The sequence below is a fragment of the Tabrizicola sp. M-4 genome, from assembly GCF_051132405.1.
Classification (GTDB): Bacteria; Pseudomonadota; Alphaproteobacteria; order Rhodobacterales; family Rhodobacteraceae; genus Paragemmobacter.
The window spans coordinates 1-23,655 of the sequence record NZ_CP128606.1; the positions used below are offsets into that span (position 1 = coordinate 1).

The 23,655-nt window shown below is 63.0% G+C and carries 18 protein-coding genes and 1 pseudogene; 10 read left to right on the forward strand and 9 right to left on the reverse strand.

Features of this window, described 5'->3' with window-relative positions:
- Positions 1 to 1,377, forward strand: coding sequence for a chromosomal replication initiator protein DnaA (gene dnaA / locus TabM4_RS00005; RefSeq protein ID WP_434616606.1), 1,377 nt, complete (start codon positions 1 to 3; stop codon positions 1,375 to 1,377).
- 25 nt (positions 1,378 to 1,402) lie between these two features.
- Here the strand turns inward: dnaA and TabM4_RS00010 are convergent, their stop codons facing one another.
- On the reverse strand, positions 1,403 to 1,939 hold the full coding sequence (locus tag TabM4_RS00010; RefSeq protein ID WP_434616609.1) for a hypothetical protein: 537 nt from the start codon (positions 1,937 to 1,939) through the stop codon (positions 1,403 to 1,405).
- A 332-nt stretch (positions 1,940 to 2,271) separates the two neighbouring features.
- Positions 2,272 to 3,018, reverse strand: coding sequence for a bifunctional 2-polyprenyl-6-hydroxyphenol methylase/3-demethylubiquinol 3-O-methyltransferase UbiG (gene ubiG, locus TabM4_RS00015; protein ID WP_434616612.1), 747 nt, complete (start codon positions 3,016 to 3,018; stop codon positions 2,272 to 2,274).
- Positions 3,019 to 3,075: 57 nt separating this feature from the next.
- Here ubiG and pip point away from each other — a divergent pair, with 57 nt between their 5' ends.
- The 5 genes from pip to infB all read left to right on the forward strand — a co-directional run bounded on the left by pip (position 3,076) and on the right by infB (position 9,658).
- Positions 3,076 to 4,047: a prolyl aminopeptidase gene (gene pip / locus TabM4_RS00020; protein ID WP_434616615.1), complete on the forward strand. Its 972-nt coding sequence runs from the start codon at positions 3,076 to 3,078 to the stop codon at positions 4,045 to 4,047.
- A 134-nt stretch (positions 4,048 to 4,181) separates the two neighbouring features.
- Positions 4,182 to 4,799 carry a ribosome maturation factor RimP gene (gene rimP, locus TabM4_RS00025; protein WP_434616618.1) on the forward strand — a complete coding sequence of 206 codons (618 nt, stop codon included), beginning with the start codon at positions 4,182 to 4,184 and terminating at the stop codon, positions 4,797 to 4,799.
- Between the two features lie 15 nt (positions 4,800 to 4,814).
- A complete protein-coding gene (nusA, locus tag TabM4_RS00030; RefSeq protein ID WP_434616621.1) occupies positions 4,815 to 6,425 on the forward strand; it encodes a transcription termination factor NusA in 1,611 nt (536 codons plus the stop codon).
- Positions 6,426 to 6,449: 24 nt separating this feature from the next.
- Complete coding sequence (locus TabM4_RS00035) at positions 6,450 to 7,082, forward strand: RNA-binding protein (RefSeq protein WP_434616624.1); 633 nt, start codon at positions 6,450 to 6,452, stop codon at positions 7,080 to 7,082.
- Entirely contained in the window at positions 7,079 to 9,658 is a 2,580-nt protein-coding gene (infB, locus tag TabM4_RS00040) for a translation initiation factor IF-2 (protein ID WP_434616627.1), read from the forward strand. The genes TabM4_RS00035 and infB overlap by 4 nt, the downstream gene beginning before the upstream one ends.
- Positions 9,659 to 9,992: 334 nt before the next feature.
- On the opposite strand, the gene TabM4_RS00045 is transcribed toward infB, so the two are convergent.
- The 3 genes from TabM4_RS00045 to TabM4_RS00055 are packed head-to-tail and all read right to left on the reverse strand — an operon-like array spanning position 9,993 to position 12,616.
- Positions 9,993 to 10,391 carry a (deoxy)nucleoside triphosphate pyrophosphohydrolase gene (locus TabM4_RS00045; RefSeq protein WP_434616630.1) on the reverse strand — a complete coding sequence of 133 codons (399 nt, stop codon included), beginning with the start codon at positions 10,389 to 10,391 and terminating at the stop codon, positions 9,993 to 9,995.
- Positions 10,388 to 11,746: a bifunctional glutamate N-acetyltransferase/amino-acid acetyltransferase ArgJ gene (gene argJ, locus TabM4_RS00050; RefSeq protein ID WP_434616633.1), complete on the reverse strand. Its 1,359-nt coding sequence runs from the start codon at positions 11,744 to 11,746 to the stop codon at positions 10,388 to 10,390. Before argJ ends, TabM4_RS00045 begins: the two co-directional genes overlap by 4 nt.
- Before the next feature lie 15 nt (positions 11,747 to 11,761).
- Positions 11,762 to 12,616: a peptidylprolyl isomerase gene (locus TabM4_RS00055; RefSeq protein WP_434616636.1), complete on the reverse strand. Its 855-nt coding sequence runs from the start codon at positions 12,614 to 12,616 to the stop codon at positions 11,762 to 11,764.
- Positions 12,617 to 12,794: 178 nt separating this feature from the next.
- On the opposite strand from TabM4_RS00055, the gene secA reads away from it, so the two are divergent.
- The 3 genes from secA to TabM4_RS00070 all read left to right on the forward strand — a co-directional run bounded on the left by secA (position 12,795) and on the right by TabM4_RS00070 (position 18,012).
- Entirely contained in the window at positions 12,795 to 15,530 is a 2,736-nt protein-coding gene (secA, locus tag TabM4_RS00060; RefSeq protein ID WP_434616639.1) for a preprotein translocase subunit SecA, read from the forward strand.
- A 96-nt stretch (positions 15,531 to 15,626) separates the two neighbouring features.
- Complete coding sequence (locus TabM4_RS00065) at positions 15,627 to 16,484, forward strand: hypothetical protein (protein WP_434616642.1); 858 nt, start codon at positions 15,627 to 15,629, stop codon at positions 16,482 to 16,484.
- 16 nt (positions 16,485 to 16,500) lie between these two features.
- Entirely contained in the window at positions 16,501 to 18,012 is a 1,512-nt protein-coding gene (locus tag TabM4_RS00070; RefSeq protein ID WP_434616645.1) for a substrate-binding domain-containing protein, read from the forward strand.
- Here the strand turns inward: TabM4_RS00070 and radC are convergent.
- The 3 genes from radC to dnaK form a co-directional block, all read right to left on the reverse strand.
- On the reverse strand, positions 17,984 to 18,754 hold the full coding sequence (radC, locus tag TabM4_RS00075; RefSeq protein ID WP_434616648.1) for a RadC family protein: 771 nt from the start codon (positions 18,752 to 18,754) through the stop codon (positions 17,984 to 17,986). The two genes, TabM4_RS00070 and radC, sit on opposite strands and share 29 nt — an antisense overlap.
- A 91-nt stretch (positions 18,755 to 18,845) precedes the next feature.
- A complete protein-coding gene (gene dnaJ / locus TabM4_RS00080) occupies positions 18,846 to 19,997 on the reverse strand; it encodes a molecular chaperone DnaJ (protein WP_434616650.1) in 1,152 nt (383 codons plus the stop codon).
- Between the two features lie 77 nt (positions 19,998 to 20,074).
- Positions 20,075 to 21,982 (reverse strand): molecular chaperone DnaK, encoded by a 1,908-nt coding sequence (gene dnaK, locus TabM4_RS00085; protein WP_434616653.1) that lies wholly within the window; start codon positions 21,980 to 21,982, stop codon positions 20,075 to 20,077.
- Positions 21,983 to 22,159: 177 nt separating this feature from the next.
- On the opposite strand from dnaK, the pseudogene TabM4_RS00090 reads away from it, so the two are divergent.
- Positions 22,160 to 22,783, forward strand: a pseudogene (locus tag TabM4_RS00090) (alpha-ketoglutarate-dependent dioxygenase AlkB family protein).
- A 23-nt stretch (positions 22,784 to 22,806) separates the two neighbouring features.
- On the opposite strand, the gene TabM4_RS00095 reads toward TabM4_RS00090, so the two are convergent.
- Positions 22,807 to 23,631, reverse strand: a complete 825-nt coding sequence (locus TabM4_RS00095) for an ABC transporter permease (RefSeq protein ID WP_434616656.1) — start codon at positions 23,629 to 23,631, stop codon at positions 22,807 to 22,809.
- Between the last annotated feature and the right edge of the window lie 24 nt (positions 23,632 to 23,655).

Below are 23,655 nucleotides of genomic sequence, written 5' to 3' on the forward strand. Positions count from 1 at the left end.
ATGACGAACGAGACTTGGGGTTTGGTCCGCGAGGAACTGATCAAGAGGGTTGGCCGCAACAACTACGTCACCTGGATCGAGCCGCTTAAGTTTTCCGACCTCAAACAGGGCGTCGCCCGCTTTGAGGTACCCACCTCCTTTTTCGGTGACTGGGTCTCCCGCAACTTCGCCGACCACATCCGCGCTCAGTTGAACACGGCGGGCGCGCAGGTGGATCGCGTGGAATTCGCCGTGGGCGCCGCCCGTCCGGCCTCTGCCGCCGCCGCTCCGGTCACGCGCGCCCCGGCCCGTGCCAAACCCGCCGCCATCAGCGCCCGCCCCGCCGAGGCCGAGGAAATGCCCGGCGCCCCGCTCGATTCGCGCTTCACCTTCGACAGCTTCGTCGTGGGCAAGCCCAACGAACTCGCCCATGCCGCCGCCCGCCGCGTCGCCGAAGGCGGCCCCGTCACCTTCAACCCGCTCTTCCTTTATGGCGGTGTCGGCCTTGGTAAGACGCACCTGATGCATGCCATCGCGCATGAATTGCAGACCCGCCAGCCGCATCTGCGCGTGCTCTACCTCTCGGCCGAACAGTTCATGTACCGCTTCGTGCAGGCGCTGCGCGAACGCCAGATCATGGATTTCAAGGAACTTTTCCGCTCCGTCGACGTCCTGATGGTCGATGACGTGCAGTTCATCGCGGGCAAGGACAGCACGCAGGAGGAATTCTTCCACACCTTCAACGCGCTGGTGGACCAGAACAAGCAGATCGTCATCTCCGCCGACCGCGCGCCGGGCGAGATCAAGGATCTCGAAGACCGCATCAAGTCCCGCCTGCAATGCGGGTTGGTGGTCGATCTTCATCCGACCGATTATGAACTCCGCCTTGGCATCCTGCAACAGAAGGTCGAGCTTTACCGCAGCCAGTACAAGGGCCTCGTCCTTGCCGATGGCGTGCTGGAATTCCTCGCCCATCGCATCACCACCAATGTCCGCGTGCTCGAAGGCGCGCTGACCCGCCTCTTCGCCTTTGCCTCCCTCGTGGGGCGCGAAATCACGCTGGAACTCGCGCAGGACTGCCTTGCCGACATCCTCCGCGCCTCCGACCGCAAACTCACGATCGAGGAAATCCAGCGCAAGGTGGCGGAACATTACAACATCCGCCTGTCCGACATGATCGGACCGAAACGCGTCCGCACCATCGCGCGCCCGCGCCAGATCGCCATGTATCTGGCCAAACAGTTGACCCCGCGGTCCCTGCCCGAAATCGGCCGCCGCTTCGGCGGGCGTGATCACACCACCATCATGCATGGCGTGCGCAAGATCGAAGAGCTGATGTCCACCGACAGCCAGCTCGCCGACGACCTGCAACTGCTGCGCCGCCTGCTCCAAGGCTGACGGCGCAACGCCCGTGTTGCCCGCCTCAGGCGGGCAGCGCCGCCTTCTGCGCCCGCCGCCGCGCCGCCCAGCCCATCAGGCCCAGCGCCGAAACCAGCAAGGGCAGCGTGCCACCAATCGGCACGACCGAGATTTGCAGCGCGACCTCTTTAGAGAAGGACGAGCGCGCCTCCTTGAAGCCTTCTCCCTCTATCGCGATGGGACCAAACGGCCCCTGAACGAGTTCTGCACCGAGATAGGTGTTATACCAGCTGACAACCGACAAAACGGCAGAACCCGTCGAGTTGAAGATCCAAGAAAAATTGAATGTCTCGTTCGGATCAATGTTCGTTCCAGAAAAACCGAACGAGGCCGCTTCTCCCGGACGAGTCGAGTCGGTGACCGTTAGACGCAGGATGTAAAAGTCATAGGTATCCAAGATCTCGGTCGGGCTATCGGGCGTATAAGTGAAGGTATAGGGCACGCCCGCCTGCAATGGCATCGGCGGCCCACTGATCGTTGCGGCCTGAACCTGCGACGCCAGCAGCGCCGTCGCAGCAAAGGCCATGATGTATCTGAACATGAAAAATCCCCCAAGTCTCAGTCTGGGGCCAGTTTCCCTGATCTTGCCGCCCTACATCAACCTGAATTAACGAAAATTGACATAATCCAACCTCAATTTTGCCACATTCCAACCAACGTCAGGACCACAGACTGTAACGCCCTTGGCCTTGATCGCCCTTCGGTTGCAGGCTTACGCAAAAGCGCATGGATGATATCCGCCGCAAACTGCAAACGGCACTCCCGGATGCCCGGCCCTCGGTTGCGTTAACAGGTGTTAACCGACCGTTCGCTGCGTGCTGACAGTTTGCGGTACGGTTTGCCGCACGGCCATCGGTACGCCCCGCAATCGGCTCAGACACCCTGCCGCTTCACGCTCGCCGTGACGTAGTTGCACGAAAGATCCCGCGCCGACAGCGACCATGACCAGCTTACAGGGTTGAAAACCATGCCCTTTCTGTCCACCGGCTCCAGCCCCGCCTTGCGGATCAGGTCATAGAGTTCGTCCGGAGTGATGAATTTCGCCCAATCATGCGTTCCCTTGGGTAACCACCGCATCACATACTCCGCCCCGATGATCGCCATGACAAAGCTCTTGGGGTTACGGTTCAACGTGGAACAGATCATCAACCCGTTGTCTTTCAACAGAATCTGGCACGCGGTCAGATAGGCCTGCGGGTCCGCCACATGCTCCACCACCTCCATGTTCAACACGATGTCGAACCGCTCCCCCGCCTCGGCCAAAGCCTCTGCCGTGGTGTGGCGATAATCGATCTCCAGCCCCGATTGCGCCGCATGCACCTGTGCCACAGGAATGTTCCGCGCCGCCGCATCCGCCCCCACGACCGTCGCCCCCAGCCGCGCCATGGGTTCTGACAACAACCCCCCGCCGCAGCCGATATCCAGCAATCTCAATCCCTTGAAGGGTTGCGCCTGCGTCAGATCCCGGTCGAACTCCGCCGCGATCTGCGCCGTGATGTAGTCCAGCCGACAGGGGTTCAGCATATGCAGCGGCTTGAACTTTCCGTTCGGGTCCCACCATTCCGCGGCCATCGCCTCGAATTTCGCCACCTCGGCGGGGTCTACCGTGGTCGTCACCATCTGCCGTCCTCTTCTTTAACTTTGGCGCAAGGATTTTAGGCGTTATATAGGGCGTCGATGGACCAGAGATCAGGCCAAAAGCGCGCAGTCGAATTTCTCTACCCGCCGATCGATCCTTTCGATCAGCGGATCATCGACATGCGCGACGGCCACCGCATCTATGTCGAACAATGCGGCAATCCCGACGGCATCCCCGTCGTGGTGCTGCATGGCGGTCCCGGCGGCGGCTGCAGCCCCGCCATGCGCCGATACTTCGACCCGTCCGCCTTCCGCGTGATCCTCTTCGATCAACGCGGCTGTGGCCGCTCGCGGCCCCATGCCAGCGTGATCCAGAACACGACATGGCACCTCGTCAACGATATCGAGGTGATCCGCAAGGAACTCGGCATCTCGCGCTGGATCTGTTTCGGCGGCAGTTGGGGCGCCACCCTCGCCCTCATCTATGCCATCACCCATCCCGACCGCGTGGCCCATCTCGTCCTGCGCGGCGTCTTCCTGATGACGCGGGCCGAACTCGACTGGTTCTATGGTGGCGGGGCAGGGGCCTTCTTCCCCGAACTCTGGTCACGTTTCGTAAACGTCATCCCGCATGACGAGCGCGACGACCTGATCGCCGCCTATCACCGCCGCCTCTTTTCCGGCAACGTGATGGAAGAAACGCGCTTTGGCCGCATCTGGGCCAACTGGGAAAACGCGCTCGCCTCCATCCTCAATGACGGCCCGCTGGGCGAGAGCCCGGCTGAATATGCCCGCGCCTTCGCCCGACTTGAAAACCACTATTTCCACAATGGCGGCTTTCTTGAAGAAGACGGCTGGATCCTGCGCGAAAGGGCTAGGATCCGGCACATCCCCGCCACCATCATCCAAGGCCGTTACGACATGATCTGTCCGCCCGTTTCCGCGTGGAAACTGGCGCAAGGCTGGGATGCCTGCGAAATCCGCCTGATCCCCTTCGCCGGTCACGCCCTCTCCGAACCCGGCATAAGCGAGGGGCTGGTCCGCGCGATGGACGCGCTCCGCCGCCCCTGACCGCAAACCCCTTGCAGACTCGCCCCCCGGCGCGTATATGCCCTTGCAACAGCGGTGTCGGGGTCCAAACCCGGCCCCACCGAACCTGACACGCGGGCCGCTGAGCCCGCTTTTTTGTTTCCATCGGAACCCGAATGACCGACTTGATCGCCAAGACCGCCATCGACCGCCGCCTCGCGGCCATCGTCGGCCCCGTCATCGAGGGGCTGGGGTTCGAATTGGTCCGCATCCGGCTGATGGGTGGCAAGACGCGCATCCTCCAAATCATGGCCGACCGCCCCGAAGGCGGGATCGAGGTCGACGACTGCGCCGCGATCTCCACCGCCGTCTCCGCCGTTCTGGATGTGGAAGACCCGATCGAAGAGAACTACGTCCTCGAAGTGTCTTCCCCCGGCATCGACCGCCCGCTGACGCGGTTGAAGGATTTCGACATGTGGGTGGATTACGAAGCCCGCATCGAAACCACCGAACTCATCGACGGCCGCCGTCGCTTCAAGGGCACGCTGCAAGGCATCGAAGGCGACGAGGTGCTGATCGAAATCGAAGAAGGCGGCGAACCCCTGACCATCGGCCTGAAATTCGATTGGCTGTCGGATGCCAAGCTGATCCTGACCGATGACCTGATCGCCGAAATGCTGCGCCAGCGCAAAGCCTCCGGCGTGATCGACGAATCGCAATTCACCGACATCGAAGAATTCGAAGGCGAGGACGAGGGCGACACCGCCCCCGACGCGCCCGAGACGAAACACTGATACCGGGAGTCCCTCATGGCTATCACCTCCGCGAACCAGCTCGAACTCCTGCAAACGGCCGAGGCCGTGGCACGGGAAAAGATGATCGACCCCGATCTGGTGATCCAGGCGATGGAGGAATCGCTCGCCCGTGCGGCCAAGTCCCGCTATGGCAGCGACCTCGACATCCGGGTGAAGATCGACCGCAAGACGGGCCGCGCCACCTTCGCCCGCATCCGCACCGTCGTGGAAGATGAGGCCGTGGAAAACCACCACGCCCAACTCACCGTGAAACAGGCCAAGGCCTACAAGCCCGATCCCCAGATCGGCGACGAGATCATCGACGAGGTTCCCCCGGTGGACCTTGGCCGCATCGCCGCCCAATCGGCCAAGCAGGTCATCCTGCAAAAGGTCCGCGAGGCCGAGCGGGATCGTCAGTACGAGGAATTCAAGGACCGCAAGGGTTCCATCATCAACGGTGTCGTCAAGCGCGAGGAATACGGCAACATCATCGTCGACATCGGCCGCGGCGAAGGCATCCTGCGCCGCAACGAAAAGATCGGCCGCGAAGCCTATCGCCCCAACGACCGCATCCGCTGCTACATCAAGGATGTGCGGCGTGAGGCGCGGGGTCCGCAGGTCTTCCTGTCGCGCACCGACCCGATGTTCATGGCCGAACTCTTCAAGATGGAAGTGCCGGAAATCTACGACGGCATCATCGAGATCAAGGCCGTCGCCCGCGATCCGGGCTCGCGCGCCAAGATCGCCGTCATCTCCTATGACAACTCGATCGATCCGGTCGGCGCCTGCGTCGGCATGCGCGGTTCGCGCGTGCAGGCCGTGGTCAATGAGCTTCAGGGCGAAAAGATCGACATCATTCCGTGGAATCAGGATCAGGCCACGTTCCTCGTGAACGCCCTTCAGCCTGCCGAAGTGTCCAAGGTCGTCATCGACGAAGAGGCCGGCAAGATCGAGGTGGTCGTCCCCGACGAACAGCTTTCGCTCGCCATCGGTCGTCGTGGCCAGAACGTCCGTCTGGCGTCGCAACTGACGGCCCTCGACATCGACATCATGACCGAGGCCGAGGAATCGCAGCGCCGTCAGGCCGAATTCGCGGAACGCACCAAGCTGTTCATGGACACGCTTGATGTCGACGAGATGATGGCGCAACTCCTCGTCTCCGAAGGCTTCACCAATCTGGAAGAAGTCGCCTATGTGGACGTGGACGAACTCCTCTCCATCGACGGCTTCGACGAAGACACCGCTGCCGAGCTTCAGGCCCGCGCCCGCGACTTCCTCGAAGAACAGAACCGCAAGGCTCTGGAAGCCGCCCGCGCGATGGGCGTCGAGGACAGCCTGATCGAATTCGAAGGGCTCACCCCCCAGATGGTCGAGGCTCTGGCCAAGGACGGCATCAAGACGCTGGAAGACTTCGCCACCTGCGCCGACTGGGAACTCGCCGGCGGCTGGACGACCGAGAATGGCCAGCGCAAGAAGGACGAGGGCGTCCTCGAGAAATTCGAGATGTCGCTGGAGGAAGCGCAGCACCTTATCATGACCGCACGTGTCATGCTGGGCTGGGTCGACCCGACCGAGTTGGAAACGGCCTCCGAAGAGGCCGAAGAAGACGAGGAGGCCGAGGCCTGATCTCAGGCCTCGGGATTCGCACCCATGACGCGGGGTGGCCGGGAAAAGGATCAGGACGGACCGGAACGCAAATGCATCGTTTCGGGGGAAAGCCAGCCGAAGGCCGGCCTGATCCGTTTCGTCGTGGGCCCCGATGCGATGGTGGTGCCCGACATCCTCGGTCGCCTGCCGGGCCGTGGCATCTATGTCGCGGCGGAACGGGCGGCCATTGACAAGGCGGCGGCAAAGGGTCTTTTCTCCCGCGCCGCACGTCAGCCGGTAAAGGCCCCCGAAGGCCTCTCCGATCTGATCGAGGCGCAGCTCCTGCGCCGGGTGATCGACTTCGTGTCGATGGCCCGCAAGGCGGGCGAGGCCGTCACCGGCTACGAGAAGGTGAAGGAATGGCTGGTCAAGGGTCAGGCTTCGGTCCTGATCCAGGCCAGCGACGGGTCGGAACGCGGCAAGACCAAGCTGCATCCACCGGAAGGCGAAAACAGCTTCATCGGCTGTCTTTCCTCGGGGGAATTGGGTTTGGCTTTCGGGCGCGAACGTGCCATACACGCCGCGCTTGCGGCTGGTGGACTCGAACGACGTGTTGTAGAGGAAGCGGCAAGGCTCGCAGGTTTGCGCGGGCATATCGGCGGTCCATCCGCCGCAGAGGAAACGAAGACGGCATGAGCGATACTGACGGCAAGAAACCCCTCGGCTTGGGTGGCGGCGCGCGTGGACCCGGACAGGTGAAGCAAAGCTTCAGCCATGGCCGCACCAAAAGCGTGGCCGTGGAGGTCAAGCGCAAGCGCGTGGTGGTTCCGACGAAACCCGGTGCCGCGGGTGCTGGTGCGACGACCGGCAGCCCGCATCTGGGCGATCCGTCCAAACGCCCGGCAGGCATCTCGGATGCCGAGATGGAACGCCGTCTGGCGGCCCTGAAGGCTGCAAAGGCCCGCGAACAGGAAGACGCCGCCCGCCGCGCCGAGGAAGAGCGCGCGCGTGAGGAAGATCGTCAGCGCCGCCGCGAAGAGATCGAGGCCAAGGAACGCGAGGATCGCGAACGGGAAGCCGCGCTCAAGGCCAAGGCTGAGGAAGAGGAACGCGCCGCCCGCGCAGCGGAAGAGGCGCGCATCGCCGCCGCCGCCGCCCGCAAGGCCGAAATCCTTGGCACCCGCCCGAAATCCGCCGCCGCACCCGAAGCGCCCGCCGCGAAGGCGGCGCCCGCCGCGCCCGCTGCTGCCGAAGAGGGTGGCCGCACTGCCGGTGCCGCCGCCCGCGCTCCCCTTGCCCCGCGCAAGGCCGAACGCGAACGCGACGAACGCGCCACCGACCGCGACCGCGGCAAGGTGAAGGGCGACGAAGGCCGCCGCGCAGGGAAGCTGACGCTGTCCGACGCCATCTCCGATGAAGGCGGCCGTCAGCGCTCTCTCGCAGCGATGAAGCGCAAGCAGGAGAAGGCCCGCCAGAAGGCGATGGGCTTCGGCCAGAAGGCCGAAAAGCAGGTGCGCGACGTGCAGCTGCCGGAAACCATCGTCGTTTCCGAACTGGCGAACCGCATGGCCGAACGGGCTGCGGATGTGGTCAAGGCGCTCATGAAGATGGGCATGATGGTCACGATGAACCAGACCATCGACGCCGACACCGCCGAACTGGTGATCGAGGAATTCGGCCACAAGGCCGTGCGCGTGTCCGACTCGGACGTGGAACAGGCCATCGAAACCGTGGCCGACCGCGACGAGGATCTGCAACCGCGTCCCCCGATCGTCACGATCATGGGCCATGTCGACCACGGCAAGACCTCGCTTCTGGACGCGATCCGCAAGGCGAACGTCGTCGCTGGCGAAGCCGGCGGCATCACCCAGCACATCGGTGCCTATCAGGTGAAGACGCCGAATGGCTCGCTCGTGTCCTTCCTCGACACGCCCGGCCACGCGGCATTCACCTCCATGCGCGCACGGGGCGCGCAGGTGACGGACATCGTCATTCTGGTGGTTGCCGCGGATGACGCAGTGATGCCCCAGACGATCGAGGCGATCAACCACGCCAAGGCCGCCAAGGTCCCGATGATCGTCGCTATCAACAAATGCGACAAGCCCGACGCCAACCCGCAGAAGGTCCGTACTGACCTCCTGCAGCACGAGGTCGTGGTGGAACAGATGTCCGGCGAAGTGCAGGATGTCGAGGTTTCGGCCAAGACCGGCAAGGGTCTGGACAACCTGCTGGAGGCCATCGCGCTTCAGGCGGAAATCCTTGAACTCAAGGCCAACCCGAACCGCGCCGCCTCCGGTGCCGTGATCGAAGCCAAGCTCGACGTAGGCCGTGGCCCGGTTGCAACCGTTCTCGTGCAGAACGGCACGCTGAAGCGCGGCGACATCTTTGTCGTGGGTGAAAAGTGGGGCAAGGTCCGCGCTCTCATCAACGACAAGGGCGAAACGGTCACCGAAGCCGGTCCTTCGGTTCCGGTCGAAGTGCTGGGCCTGAACGGCACGCCCGAAGCCGGTGACGTGCTGAACGTTGTCGAAACCGAAGCGCAGGCGCGCGAGATCGCGGATTACCGCGAGAAAGCCGCCAAGGACAAACGCGCCGCCGCCGGTGCCGCCACGACCCTCGAACAGCTCATGGCCAAGGCCAAGGCGGATCAGGACGTTTCGGAACTGCCGGTTCTGGTCAAGGCCGACGTGCAAGGCTCTGCCGAAGCCATCGTCCAAGCGCTGGAAAAGGTTGGCAACGAAGAGGTCCGCGTCCGCGTCCTCCACTACGGCGTCGGTGCCATCACCGATTCCGACGTGGGTCTGGCCGAGGCGTCGAAAGCCCCGATCATCGGCTTCAACGTCCGCGCCAATGCGACTGCCCGCAGTTCTGCCCAGCAAAAGGGCGTAGAGATCCGCTATTACTCGATCATCTACGACCTGATCGACGACATCAAACAGGCCGCCTCCGGCCTGCTCAAGGCCGAAGTACGCGAGAACTTCATCGGCTATGCAAAGATCCAGGAAGTCTTCCGCATCACCGGCGTCGGCAACGTCGCAGGCTGCCTTGTCACCGAAGGCGTCGCCCGCCGCTCTGCCGGCGTCCGCCTGCTGCGCGACAACGTGGTCATCCACGAAGGCACGCTCAAGACGCTCAAGCGCTTCAAGGACGAGGTCAAGGAAGTGCAGTCCGGTCAGGAATGCGGCATGGCCTTCGAACGCTACGAGGACATCCGCGCGGGCGATGTCATCGAAATCTTCGAACGCGAGGAAGTCCAGCGCACGCTGGCCTGATCCTGCGCGTGAAACGCAAAAAGAAAAGCCGGGCAGACTGCCCGGCTTTTTCCTTTCGCCCGACCGGCGGCTATTGTGCGTGCAGGTCCCGCGATACCTGCGCCTGCGCAACAGGGTTGCCGACAAAAGTCTTCTCATCCACGCGGACAATCAGTTTGCCATCAGCAAGCTGCCTCACAACGATCCCCTGCACTGACACACAACTCCCGATCGTTATCGTCCGCAGCATTGCGTCTCTCCCCAGAAACAATGCTTAAAGACTAATTCTTTTTGTTCACGAAACCAGCACAAAAGTAACGAAAATGTATAAACCTTGGTCTTATCCGCATCTTTCTTAAAGCCAGTCCCGCAGGATGGGTATCAGGGGGATGTCAGCGGGCGGCATCGGATAGTCCTTCAGGTTCTGCGCCCGCACCCAGGCCAGTTTCTGCCCCTCGCGCCCGGAAACGATTCCCTCCCATTTCCGGCAGGCAAAAAGCGGCATCAGTAGGTGGAACCCCTCATAGCTGTGGCTGGCAAAGGTCAGCGGGGCCAGACAACTCGCCCATGTATCGATGCCCAGCTCTTCCTTCAGCTCGCGGATCAACGCGGCCTCGGGCGTTTCGCCGGGTTCCACCTTGCCGCCCGGAAACTCCCACAGCCCCGCCAACGACTTCCCCTCGGGCCGCTGCGCCAGCAGAACCCGCCCTTCGACGTCGATCAGCGCGACCGCCGAAACAAGGACGATCTTCACGACCGGTAATCCGCGTTGATCTCCACATAGCGGTTGGTCAGATCGCAGGTCCAGACCGACCGCTTGCCCTTGCCCAGCCCCAGATCGACGCCGATCACCAGATCCTCGCCCAGCATATAGGCCGCGCCATCCTCTTCCCGATAGGCCGGGTTGCGCCAGCCCTTCTCGGCCACAAGGATATCGCCAAAGCGGATGGTCAGCCGGTCCCGGTCCGCCTCGGCACCCGACTTACCCACGGCGGCGACGATCCGGCCCCAGTTGGGGTCCTGCCCGGCAATCGCCGTCTTGACCAAAGGCGAATTGGCGACCGCAAAGGCAACCCGTGCTGCATCCGCATCGTCCTTGGCCCCGGTCACCCGGACCTCCACGAACTTCGTGGCCCCTTCGCCATCGCGGATCACTTGATGGGCAAGGTTCATCATCACACCCCGAAGCGCCGCTTCGAAGGCCTTCGCCACGGTCCCCTTCACCTCTGCCGCCGTCGATTGTCCCGTCGCGGCTACCAACAGCGTGTCCGAGGTCGACGTGTCGCTGTCGACGGTGATGGAGTTGAAGGTCGCATCCACGTTGCGCAATAGCATCTTCTGCAGGTTCGCCGCCGAAATCTTCGCATCGGTGAAGATATAGACCAGCATCGTCGCCATATCCGGCGCGATCATCCCCGAACCCTTGGCGATCCCCGCAATATGAATCTCGCCCCCCTCGCCCTGCACCGTCGCTGCCGCGCCCTTGGGGAAAGTGTCCGTGGTCATCATCGCATGGGCCGCCATCTCGATGGCATCCTCGCGCAGTTCGGCGACCAGATCAGGGATCTTCGACGTGATCTTCTCAAAGGGCAGCGGTTCCCCGATCACCCCGGTCGATGACGAAAACACCCGGCTCGCCGGAATGCCCAGCGCCTCTGCCACCCCCCCGGTCACCGTCGCCACGGCCTCATCCCCCACCTTTCCGGTAAAGGCATTCGAATTGCCGGAATTCACGATGATCGCCGCCCCGGCCCCCGCAGGCACCTTCATCGCCAGCTTCGCCTGACAGTCGCGCACACAGCCCGACCGTGTGGAAGACCGCGTGAACACCCCTGCCACCGCGCTATCCGGCGCCAGCCGCACCAGCATAACATCCTTGCGGTTCTGATAGCGCACCCCGGCCTCGACCGCCGCGAACTCCACCCCCGCAATCACTGGCAATTGCGGAAAACCCCCCTTCGGCGCCAAGGGCGACACCATCTTCGCCTTCTTCGCCGGGGCAGCGGAAACAGCCGCCGCCCCGATCTCTCCGCCCATCACACGGGCCTTCAGCTTCTTGATCTTCTTCTTCAGCGCCTTGGCTTCGGATTTCCAATCAGTCTTCGGCATCGGCCCGTCCCCCGGTTACTTGTCCAGCAGAGTTGCATCCCGGATCAGCGCCGGGTCAAGCCCCTCGCCGGGGCGGGTGATCTCTGCCGCGGCCGTCAACTCGGCCAACTTGGCTTCTACTGCCGTCTGTTCGATCTGCGCGGCCAACTCGTCGCGCACCTCGTCGATGGTCGGCTTGGCCGCATCGCGCACCTCGTTCACCTTGATCAGGTGGAAACCGAAATCGCTCTGCACCGGGCCCACCACGGAACCGGGCGTCGCCGCGACCACGGCATCCTCGAAGGGCTTCACCATCATGCCCAGACCGAACCAGCCCAGATCGCCACCATTCACCGCAGAACCGGTATCGGTGGAATTGGCCTTCGCCACCTCACCGAAATCCGCGCCGCCCTCGATCTCGGCCTTCAACGCAGCCGCCTTCTCTTCGCTGTCCACCAGAATGTGCTGCGCCGAATACTCCTTCGATGCCGGGGCGTTGGCGTATTTCTCGTCATAGGCCGCCTGCAGCGCCTCATCCGTCACCGCGGCCGCGACGACCTCTTGCAATGCCTTCCCGGCCAGATAGCTGCGGCGGTCGGTCTTCATCCACAATTCGTCCCGCTTCGACGTCTCCGCCGAAACCGCCTGCTCCAGCGCCGTCTGCTGCACGGCCTGATCGATCAGCCCCTTGAACAGCAGGTCATCCGGCAGCGCCTGATACTGCGCGGGCAGTTTCTCGCGCAGGATGATCAACTCGCCCAGCGTGATCTCGGTTCCGTTCACCACCGCCACGACCGTATCGGCGGTGGCCGCCTCGTCCTGCGCCAGTGCGGGCAGCGAAAGCGAACAGGCCAGCATCAGCCCCGCCCAGACCTTGGAATGTTTCGCCATCTCACCTTCTCCTGATCGTGCCGCTGCCCTCAGCGACGTTGACTATACCCGGCCGGTCCCTTATTTCGCGGGGGTCGCGTGCGACGGGGCCGCCGGGCCACTTGGCTCTTCTATGGAAGGCGTTGGGGGCGGGCAAGGCCACAGCCTCACACGATGATGTCAGGTAGGCGGAGAAAACATGCTGGGTCTGGGAACGCTTGCGCGGAAGGTCTTCGGAACCCCGAACGACCGCAAGGTAAAGTCGGTTCGCCCGCTGGTCGCAAAGATCAACGCGCTAGAGCCCGAATTCGCCGCCCTCAGCGACGAAGGCCTGCGGGCCAAGACGGCCGAATTCCAGAAACGCGTGCAAGAAGGCGGCGAAAGCCTTGACGCAATCCTGCCCGAAGCTTTCGCGAACTGCCGCGAAGGCGCCCGCCGTGCGCTGGGCCTGCGCGCTTTCGACGTGCAGTTGAAGGGCGGCATCTTCCTGCATCAGGGCAACATCTCGGAAATGAAGACGGGCGAGGGCAAAACCCTCATGGCCACCTTCCCCGCCTACCTCAACGCCCTTACCGGGCGCGGCGTGCATGTCGTCACCGTCAACGACTATCTGGCCAAGCGCGACGCCGAATGGATGGGCAAGGTCTACACCACCCTCGGCCTGACCTGCGGCGTGGTCTATCCCTATCAGCCCGATGCTGAAAAGCGCGCGGCCTATCGCTGCGATATCACCTATGCCACGAACAACGAACTCGGCTTCGACTACCTTCGCGACAACATGAAGATGTCGATCGAAGACATGGCCCAGCGTGGCCATTACTTCGCCATCGTGGACGAGGTCGACAGTATCCTTATCGACGAGGCGCGCACGCCCCTCATCATCTCCGGCCCCTCGCAGGATCGTAGCGACCTCTATCAGCGCGTCGATGCCCTGATCCCCGATCTGCGGGAAGAGGATTTCAAGATCGACGAAAAGACACGCTCGGTCACCTATACCGAAGACGGCAACGAACATATCGAACAGCTTCTGCAGGCGGCGGGCCTCCTGCCCGAGGGGCAATCGCTCTATGATCCCGAAAGCACGACGCTGGTTCACCACGTCACGCAGGCGCTGAAGGCGCACAAACTCTTCCACCGCGATCAGCAATACATCGTCCGCGACGGTGAAGTGATGCTGATCGACGAATTCACCGGCCGAATGATGCGTGGCCGCCGCCTGTCCGAAGGCCTCCATCAGGCGATCGAGGCGAAGGAACGCGTCAACATCCAGCCGGAGAACGTCACGCTCGCCTCCGTGACCTTCCAGAACTACTTCCGCCTTTATGAAAAGCTGGCCGGCATGACCGGTACCGCCCAGACAGAGGCCGAGGAATTCATGGAAATCTACCGTCTCGGCGTGGTCGAGGTTCCGACGAACCGCCCCGTCGCGCGGGTCGACGAACATGATCAGGTCTATCGCACCGCCAAGGAAAAATACGAAGGCATCGTCCGCACGATCAAGGAGGCCAACGCCAAAGGGCAACCGATCCTCGTCGGCACGACCTCTATCGAGAAGTCCGAACTCCTGTCGAACATGCTCAAGGCGGCGGGTGTCACGCACAACGTCCTGAACGCCCGCCACCACGAACAAGAGGCGAAGATCGTCGCCGAGGCGGGCCGCTTCGGCGCTGTGACTATCGCCACCAACATGGCCGGTCGCGGCACCGATATCCAGCTTGGCGGCAATGTCGAGATGAAGGTGATGGAGGCCATCGCCGCCGACCCTCACCTCCACCCCGACGAGGTCCGCGCCCGGATCGAGGCCGAACATGCCGAGGAAAAGGCAAAGGTCATCGCGGCCGGCGGCCTCTTCGTCCTTGGCACCGAACGCCACGAATCTCGCCGCATCGACAATCAGTTGCGCGGCCGTTCCGGCCGTCAGGGTGATCCGGGCCGTTCCTCCTTCTTCCTGTCGCTCGACGACGACCTGATGCGGATCTTCGGCTCCGACCGACTGGATTCCGTCCTGTCCAAATTGGGCATGAAGGAAGGTGAGGCGATCGTTCACCCTTGGGTCAACAAGTCGCTGGAACGCGCGCAGGCCAAGGTCGAAGGCCGCAACTTCGACATCCGCAAGCAACTCCTGAAATTTGACGACGTGATGAATGACCAGCGCAAGGTCATCTTTGGCCAGCGTCTGGAAATCATGCAGGCCGAGGATATCGGCGAAATCGCCGATGACATGCGCCACGAAGTCATCGAGGACCTCGTCGATTTCTACATGCCGCCCAAGACCTATGCCGACCAATGGGACGCCCCCGGTCTGGAACAGGCGGTGAAAGAGAAACTGAACCTCGACCTGCCCGTTGCCGCATGGGCCGCCGAGGAAGGTGTCGATCAGGAAACGCTCCGCGAACGCCTGACCGAGAAGTCGGATGCCGCCATCGCAGAAAAGACCGCAGCCTTCGGCGCGGAAACGATGCGCAACATTGAAAAGCAGGTCCTGCTTCAGGCCATCGACGGCAAGTGGCGCGAACACCTGCTGAAACTGGAACACCTGCGTTCCGTCGTCGGCTTCCGCGGCTATGCCCAGCGCGATCCGCTCTCGGAATACAAGACCGAGGCATTCACCCTGTTCGAGTCGATGCTGAACTCGCTTCGTCAGGACGTGACGCAGAAACTCGCTCTCATCCGCCCGATCACGAAGGAAGAGCAAGAGGCGATGATGCAGCAGCTTCTTGCCCAGCAGCGCGCCGTGCAGGCCGCTGAGGCCGAAAAGACCGCTGCGGCACAGGTTGCCGTGCCGGTTGCGGCCGCTGTCGGCGCAGGTGCCATGGCCGCGCGCCCCGGCTTCGATCCGCAGGATCGTGCGACCTGGGGCAACCCGTCGCGCAACGATGCCTGCCCCTGCGGTTCGGGCGAACGGTTCAAGCATTGCCACGGCGCAAACGACTGATCGGGCAACCGTTTCCGTTCTTGCCACAATCCTGCCCTTTGCAAGACGCCTTTCCCTGTCATGGGGAAAGGCGTTGCAGTGTGTAGGAGTCGGTCGATGAATCGCCATCGCAGTCTGATGACGGCAGGGGCAACCCTTCTGATCGCGCTCGGGGCCGGGCAATACATGGCCTCCGGCACGGCGCAGTCCACCACCGCCATGACCCCAGTCCCCTCCGTCTCCACAAGCCCTGCCCTGCGTCTCGCGGCGGCCACGCCCCTTGGCGGCTACGACCATCGCCAGATCCCGCATGGCGACCTCGTTCCCGCCGCAGCAACGCCGGAACAGAACTGGTCGCAACCCGCCACGATGCAGACAGGAAGCGGAACAGAAGGCTGCGCCGCCAGTCTGGATGTCTTCACCGGGACCGACGCCACCCTCTCGGTCACACTCACCGCGCCCTGCGCGGCCAACCAGACCCTCGTCCTTCGGCACGCAGGGCTTGCGGTCACCTACCGCACCACTGCAAGCGGTGCCTTCTTCGCGGATATCCCCGCCCTCGACGCGCTGGGGCAGGTGGCCGTACGGCTTGAGGATGGGCAGGAAATCTCCGCGGCCTCTCCCGTGCCCGACATCGCGACGATCAACCGCCTCGTCGTGCAAGGCATGGGCGACGACCGCTTCTCCCTGCAGACCGAGCAGCCCCGCCTCATCCTAGGAGAGGCCACCGGTCCCGTCCCCTTGCTGGCCGAGGTCGCAACCTGGCCCGAGGGTGAGGCGCCTCCGGTCGGGATTGAGGCCGCAGTCACCGAAACCACCTGCGGGCGCGAACTCCTGGGCGAGGTCATCCTCAGCGAGACCGGCCGGATCACCCGCAGCGACCTGACGCTCGCTATGCCCGAATGCGATGGGGTGGATGGTTTTGTGGCCTTGAATAATCCGCTTCCGGACATGAAACTCGCCGCAACAGAATAGTGGCCGGGCAGGGTTAATGCGGGTGGTGTTGCGCGGCGCGGCGATCTTCGTCGCGCTTTTCATGGGCGGTTCGGCTGCGGCGCAGGACGTTACCCTGACGGCACGGGATGGCGGCCTGTCGCTGACGGGCACCCTGCAGGGCTGGGATGGCGAATTCTACCGCATCGAAACCGAATACGGCCCCCTGACGGTGGATGGTCAGGGCGTCATCTGTGATGGCCCCGGTTGCCCCGACCTGACCGCGCCACGCATCCCCGTTCGGATCGTAGGAGAGGCGGCGCCGGGGCACAGCTTGCTCCCCCGACTCTTCGCCGCTTTCGCTACCTCTCGGGGTCTTGACCATGCGATCGGCGAGGACGGCATCGCCCGGCTGACAGACCCAACAACCGAACAGGTCCTCGCAGAGTTCAGCTTCCAACCCCTGCCCGCAGCCGAGGCCCGCGCTGCCCTCCTTTCCGGGCGTGCCGAACTGATCCTGTCCACCACCACCGAGCCTGACCTTGGCGAACGCCCCCTCGCGCTGGATGCCCTCGTTCCGGTCGTGGCCCCCGACAATCCCGTTGCACAGATATCCTCTGCCGATCTTGCCCGCGTTCTGGCCGGAGAAGTCACCAACTGGGCCGATGTGGGCGGGCCCGATATGCCGCTCGTCCTGCATGGCCTGCCTGCGGAGGATGGTCTGCAACAGGCCCTTGCCGCCCGTCTCGGCCGTGACATCGCCGCGACGGAGCGGCATCCCGACCTTGCCACCCTTGCCGCAGCCGTCGCCCGTGATCCATGGGCCATCGCCGTCACCGGGCGCGCCGTCGCCGGAACGGCGCGCCCCATCACCCTGACCGACAGTTGCGGTTTCCCGCTCCTGCCTACGGCCCTTGCCGTCAAGGCCGAGGATTACCCGCTTTCCCTGCCCTATCACCTGCTGACACCCCGCCGCCGCCTTCCCCTCATGGCGCGCGAATTTCTGGAGTTTCTCTCTCTTCCCGCCGCGCAGGCGGTCATCGCGGCGCAGGGCTATGTCGACCGTGGCACGGTGCGGCAGCCGATGACGGCAGATGGCCTGCGCCTGATCAACGCCATACAAGGGGCGGGCGAGGAAACGACGCTGGCCGATCTGAAGCGCCTCGTCGACGTGATGGATGGCGCGGATCGCCTCTCCTTCACGTTCCGGTTCGAGGATGGGTCCAGCACCCTTGATGCAAGTTCGCGGGGAAATATCGCCGATCTTGCGCGCTTACTTCTGGCAGGCTCCTTCCGGGGCGAAAGCCTGTTCCTTGCCGGCTTCTCCGATGGGTCCGGCGCGGCAAGTGCCAACCTCGACCTGTCGCAGACGCGGGCGGAAACCGTTCTTTCCGCCCTGCGTCAGGCGGCACCCGATCTTGCTGAAGACAGGTTTCCGCAGGTTATCGCCTTCGGCGAGGCCCTGCCCATGGCCTGCGATGAAACCGCCGCAGGCCGTCGCCTGAACCGCCGGGTAGAGCTTTGGCTGCGGCCTGATTTCCTCAGATCAGACGCTCTGACCGAAGACTGACCTCGCGATCCTTGCCGATGATCAGATGATCATGCAGCGTAATGCCCAGCACGGCACAGGCCCGCGCGACCTGACGCGTCATGTCGATATCCGCCGCCGAAGGTGTCGGGTCCCCCGACGGGTGGTTGTGTACAAGGATCACGGCCGATGATCCCAGTTCCAGCGCCCGCTTCACGACCTCACGCGGGTAAACGGGGACATGGTCCACGGTGCCCTTTGCCTGTTCCTCATCCGCGATCAGGACGTTCTTCCGATCCAGGAACAGGATACGGAAATGCTCCTGCTCGGCATGGGACATGACCGTGTGACAGTAGTCCAGCAGGGCGGTCCACGAGGACAGGACGGGTCGCTGCATGACCTTGGATCGCGCCATCCTCTGCGCCACGACTTCAAGCAGTTTGAGTTCCGCCACCACGGCCTCGCCCACCCCATGCTCCTGCAAGAGGCGTGATGCGGGGGCGGATACGACGCGCGCCAGATCACCGAACCGGTCCAGCAACCGCCGCGCCAAGGGCTTTACATCCTGCCGCGGGATGGCGCGGAACAGGATCAGTTCCAGCAGTTCATAATCCGCCACCCCCTGCCCGCCAGTTTCCATGAACCTGTCACGCAGTCGCTTGCGATGGTCGGCGATATAGCTGGGCAACCGTCCGGTGACCGGTGCGGTCATCACGGCCTCATCCTCATCCCCTTGGGGGAAGAGCGGAAGGGTCGCCTCGGAGAAGTGTCGCATCTGTTTCATGCGCACATCTTCACGCCAAAGGATGAACAGCCCCTTAATGAAAAAGGCCGCCCGAATAGGGCGACCCTTCAACAATCCGTCAGGGTAGGGATCAGCTCTTCATCCCGTCCCAGAACCCTTTCACCTTGGAAAAGAAGCTTTTCCCTTCCGGGTTGTTCTCTTCGCTCAGCTTCTCGAACTCCATCAGCAACTCGCGTTGACGCCCGGTCAGGTTCACGGGCGTCTCGACGGCCAGTTCAAGCACCATGTCGCCGATCCCGGCACCCCGCAACGCGGGCATCCCCTTGGACCGCAGGCGCATCTGCTTGCCCGTCTGGGCTCCGGCGGGAACCTTCACCCGGCTTCTGCCCCCATCGATCGTCGGCACCTCGACCTCGCCACCCAAGGCAGCTGTCGTGATGCTGATCGGGATACGGCAGTAAAGGTTGACCCCATCGCGCTGGAAGATCGGATGTTCGCGCACCTCGATGAAGATATAGAGATCGCCCGAAGGCCCGCCGCGCAACCCTGCTTCACCCTCGCCTGCAAGCCGGATGCGGGTGCCTGTCTCCACCCCGGCCGGGATGTTGACGGAAAGCGACCGTTCCTTTTCGATCCGGCCCGCGCCACCGCAGGACCGGCAGGGGTTCTTCACGATCTGGCCCATGCCGTTGCAGGTGGGGCAGGTGCGTTCCACGGTGAAAAAGCCCTGCTGGGCGCGTACCTTGCCCATGCCCGAACAGGTCGGGCAGGTTACGGGTTCCGCACCGCCTTCTGCCCCGGTGCCTCGACAGGTGTCGCAGGAAACGGAGCTCGGGACGTTGATCGTCTTCTGAACGCCTTGATAGGCCTCTTCCAGAGAAACGCGAAGGTTGTAGCGCAGATCCGATCCGCGCTGCGCCCGGCTGCGCCCACCGCCGCCCCGGCCACCCATGAAATCGCCGAACAGGTCTTCGAACACGTCGGAGAACGCACTGGCGAAATCGGCATTGCCGCCGCCAAAACCCTGCGCGCCTCGGCCACCGCCGCCCATGCCGCCTTCGAATGCCTGATGACCGAAACGATCGTAGGCTGCCTTCTTGTCGGCATCCTTAAGAACGTCATAGGCCTCGTTCACTTCCTTGAACTGCGCCTCGGCATTCGGATTGTCGGCATTGCGGTCGGGATGAAGCTCCTTCGCCTTCTGGCGATAGGCCTTCTTCAATTCCTCCGCCGAAGCACCGCGCGCGACACCGAGGACTTCATAGTAATCACGTTTTGCCATCCGGGACAAAACCCCCTCTTTGAACCGGGTGGGGGCGGTTCGTTACCGAACCGCCCCCTCTTCCGATCCGCGCGGTGTCACTTCCGCTTGTTTTCGCCAAGATCCTCGAAGTCGGCATCGACGATGTCGTCATCCACCGGCCGCGGCGCATCCTCGTCCTTACCTTCGCCTTCCGATTGGCTGGCCTTGTAGATCGCCTCGCCCAGCTTCATCGCGGCTTCGGTCAGGTTCTGGATCGCGCCCTTGATCTTGCCCGCGTCTTCACCCTTCAGCGCCTCTTCCAAGGGCGTCATGGCGAATTCGATGGCTTCCACCGTGGACGGATCGACCTTGTCCCCATGCTCCGACAGCGACTTCTTCGTCGAATGCAGCAGGCTTTCGCCCTGGTTCTTGGTTTCGACCAGCTCCTTGCGGGCCTTGTCCGCCTCGGCATTCGCCTCGGCATCCTTGATCATCTTCTCGATGTCGTCGTCCGAGAGGCCACCCGACGCCTGAATGGTGATCTGCTGCGACTTGCCTGTGCCCTTGTCCTTCGCCGAAACGGACACGATGCCGTTCGCGTCGATATCGAAGGTCACCTCGATCTGCGGCATGCCGCGCGGCGCGGGCGGGATGTTTTCCAGATTGAACTGGCCAAGCATCTTGTTGTCCGCCGCCATCTCGCGCTCGCCCTGGAACACGCGGATGGTCACCGCGTTCTGGTTGTCCTCGGCGGTCGAGAAGATCTGGCTCTTCTTCGTCGGGATGGTCGTGTTGCGGTCGATCAGGCGGGTAAAGACCCCCCCCAGCGTCTCGATGCCAAGGCTCAGCGGCGTCACGTCGAGAAGGACCACGTCCTTCACGTCACCCTGCAGAACGCCCGCCTGAATGGCGGCACCTGCAGCCACGACTTCATCCGGGTTCACGCCCTTGTGGGGTTCCTTCCCGAAGAACTTCGTGACCTCTTCGATGACCTTGGGCATCCGCGTCATGCCGCCGACCAGAACCACCTCGTCGATATCCGACGTGGACAGGCCCGCATCCTTCAGCGCGGCAGCGCAGGGCTTCATCGACTTCTTGATCAGGTCGTCGACAAGGCTTTCCAGCTTCGCCCGCGTCAGCTTCACCAGGAGGTGCAGCGGCTGCCCCGTGTTCTTGTCCATCGAAATGAACGGCTGATTGATTTCTGTCTGCTGCGACGACGAAAGCTCGATCTTCGCTTTCTCCGCCGCTTCCTTCAGACGCTGAAGCGCCATCTTGTCCAGCGTCAGGTCGACGCCATGTTCCTTTTTGAACTCGTCGGCCAGATAGCTGACGATGCGCATATCGAAGTCTTCACCGCCAAGGAAGGTGTCGCCGTTGGTGGACTTCACCTCGAACAGGCCGTCGTCGATTTCAAGGATCGTGATGTCGAAGGTGCCGCCGCCAAGGTCATAGACCGCGATGGTGCGGGTTTCCTTCTTGTCCAGACCATAGGCCAGCGCGGCGGCGGTCGGTTCGTTGATGATCCGCAGCACTTCCAGACCGGCGATCTTGCCCGCGTCCTTCGTTGCCTGACGCTGGGCGTCGTTGAAATAGGCCGGAACCGTGATGACGGCCTGTGTCACCGTCTCGCCCAGATAGGACTCGGCGGTTTCCTTCATCTTCTGCAGGATGAAGGCAGAAATCTGCGACGGCGAATACTTCTCGCCCCGCACTTCGACCCATGCGTCGCCGTTGCCGCCATTCACCACCTTGTAGGGGATGTTCTTCTGATCCTTCGTCACCGCCGGATCGTCATGGCGGCGGCCGATCAGGCGCTTCACGGCAAAGACGGTATTCGCCGCATTGGTGACGGCCTGCCGTTTCGCCGGCTGGCCCACCAGACGCTCGGTCTCGGTGAAGGCGACGATGGAGGGCGTCGTGCGCGCGCCTTCCGAATTCTCGATGATGCGGGGCTGCGAACCATCCATGATGGCAACGCAAGAGTTGGTCGTCCCGAGGTCAATCCCGATGACTTTGGCCATGATATGCTACCTCTTCTTTCGGCGATGTTTTGGGGTTGGACCCTTGCAAGGCATCCAGCCCCGATCCCAAGTGCATCCGGGGCAGGCGGCCCGCCCGTAACCCGGCTTGAGGCCTATATAAGAGGGGCGCAGGGGGGCTGCAAGCACTCCACCATATTGAATTTGAGGCCAATCCGAATGACCGTCCCGCCCCCTCAGCCCATCGAAATCCGTGGTTTCCGGTATTTTCCGGGCCTCGTCGCACCTGCCGCGCAAGAAGCGTTGTTGGCCGATCTGCGGTAGGTCGTGCAGGCGGCTCCGCTCTTCGATCCGGTCACGCCCGGCGGACGTCGGATGAGCGTGCGGATGACCGCCGCGGGACGGCTGGGCTGGATCACGGATAGGGGCGGCTACCGCTATGAACCGCGCCATCCCTCCGGCGCGCCATGGCCCGCGATCCCGCCCGCCATCCTGTCGCTTTGGCATGGCGTTACCGGTCTTCCCCGCGAACCCGATTGCTGCCTTGTGAACTATTACGGCGAAGGCGCGAAAATGGGCCTGCATCAGGACAAGGACGAAGGCGATTTCTCCTTCCCCGTCCTTTCCATCAGCCTCGGTGATGATGCCCTTTTCCGCCTTGGTGGCACCCAGCGCACCGATCCGACGGAAAGCCTGTGGCTGCGCTCTGGCGATGTGCTGGAAATGGGCGGTACGGCGCGTCTCGCGTGGCACGGAATCGACAGGCTGCGCTACCGTTCTTCCCGACTGTTGCCCGGTGGGGGGCGCATCAACCTGACCCTCCGCGTCGTCACCACCGAATGACCCTTAGGGCCGCCTGCGGCGGATTACTTGCCCATGGTCCAGCTCAACGAAACCCGTTTGCTGGTGTAATACTCGCCGATCAGCCCGATCGTCAGGCAGGCCAGCATGACATAGATCGGATAGTCGATGCTCGAATACCGGGGCTCATAGTTCAGGAAGATGAACCCCCGACCCTGATCGATGGTGTGGAACAGCGGGTTCCAGTCGAAAAAGGCCAGCACCGCCGTCGGCATCGCATTTGCCACGAACATCTTGCCCGAAGCGATCATGTTGATCCGGGTGTAGATCATCGCGACGATGGAAAAGAACCGGGGCTGCCACGGCGACGCGGCGCGCAGCATCATGCCAATGGCAATCCCGCTTCCCCATGTCAGCAGAAGCATCGACATCATCCCGACTGGGTCGTCGATCGTCAGAGGGGACATCACGGCATGATAGATGTACAGGATGATCGCTGCGGAAAACACCTGCAGGTAAAGTGTGCCCAAGGCTGCCGAGGCAACCGCGATCAGTGTGTTCATCGGCGCATGCTTCATCATGGCCGAGGTCGGACCGTCGGCCCTGAGAACCGCGTTCATCGTCTTGACATGCGTCATGTACATGAACACGCCAGACATGAGGAACAGCACATAGTCCCCGCGGATCGCGTGCGGTCGGGCTCCCGCGAAGGTGAACATCAGGTAGAAACCCGCCACCATCAGCGCAGACTGCACCAGATTGAGGACAAGCCCGATCACTGCGCTCGTATGGGTCTTGCGCACATTGTGAACCGCGCCGTGGAACACCAGTTCCAGCATGCCGAACGCTGTCCGCGCCCTTGATCGCTTGACCTCTGCCCGCAGCCGCACGCCTGTGTTCCTCGCACTCTGGTC

Excerpts from the sequence above, each read along its gene's own strand:
- rimP (WP_434616618.1), top strand. The coding sequence starts at position 4,182 with ATGACCGACTTGATCGCCAAGACCGCCATCGACCGCCGCCTCGCGGCC.
- TabM4_RS00010 (WP_434616609.1), bottom strand. The coding sequence starts at position 1,939 with ATGTTCAGATACATCATGGCCTTTGCTGCGACGGCGCTGCTGGCGTCG.
- TabM4_RS00065 (WP_434616642.1), top strand. The coding sequence starts at position 15,627 with ATGAATCGCCATCGCAGTCTGATGACGGCAGGGGCAACCCTTCTGATC.
- dnaK (WP_434616653.1), bottom strand. The coding sequence starts at position 21,982 with ATGGCCAAAGTCATCGGGATTGACCTCGGGACGACCAACTCTTGCGTT.
- nusA (WP_434616621.1), top strand. The coding sequence starts at position 4,815 with ATGGCTATCACCTCCGCGAACCAGCTCGAACTCCTGCAAACGGCCGAG.
- dnaJ (WP_434616650.1), bottom strand. The coding sequence starts at position 19,997 with ATGGCAAAACGTGATTACTATGAAGTCCTCGGTGTCGCGCGCGGTGCT.
- secA (WP_434616639.1), top strand. The coding sequence starts at position 12,795 with ATGCTGGGTCTGGGAACGCTTGCGCGGAAGGTCTTCGGAACCCCGAAC.
- pip (WP_434616615.1), top strand. The coding sequence starts at position 3,076 with ATGGACCAGAGATCAGGCCAAAAGCGCGCAGTCGAATTTCTCTACCCG.
- TabM4_RS00055 (WP_434616636.1), bottom strand. The coding sequence starts at position 12,616 with ATGGCGAAACATTCCAAGGTCTGGGCGGGGCTGATGCTGGCCTGTTCG.
- infB (WP_434616627.1), top strand. The coding sequence starts at position 7,079 with ATGAGCGATACTGACGGCAAGAAACCCCTCGGCTTGGGTGGCGGCGCG.
- ubiG (WP_434616612.1), bottom strand. The coding sequence starts at position 3,018 with ATGGTGACGACCACGGTAGACCCCGCCGAGGTGGCGAAATTCGAGGCG.
- TabM4_RS00035 (WP_434616624.1), top strand. The coding sequence starts at position 6,450 with ATGACGCGGGGTGGCCGGGAAAAGGATCAGGACGGACCGGAACGCAAA.
- radC (WP_434616648.1), bottom strand. The coding sequence starts at position 18,754 with ATGAAACAGATGCGACACTTCTCCGAGGCGACCCTTCCGCTCTTCCCC.
- dnaA (WP_434616606.1), top strand. The coding sequence starts at position 1 with ATGACGAACGAGACTTGGGGTTTGGTCCGCGAGGAACTGATCAAGAGG.
- TabM4_RS00070 (WP_434616645.1), top strand. The coding sequence starts at position 16,501 with ATGCGGGTGGTGTTGCGCGGCGCGGCGATCTTCGTCGCGCTTTTCATG.
- argJ (WP_434616633.1), bottom strand. The coding sequence starts at position 11,746 with ATGCCGAAGACTGATTGGAAATCCGAAGCCAAGGCGCTGAAGAAGAAG.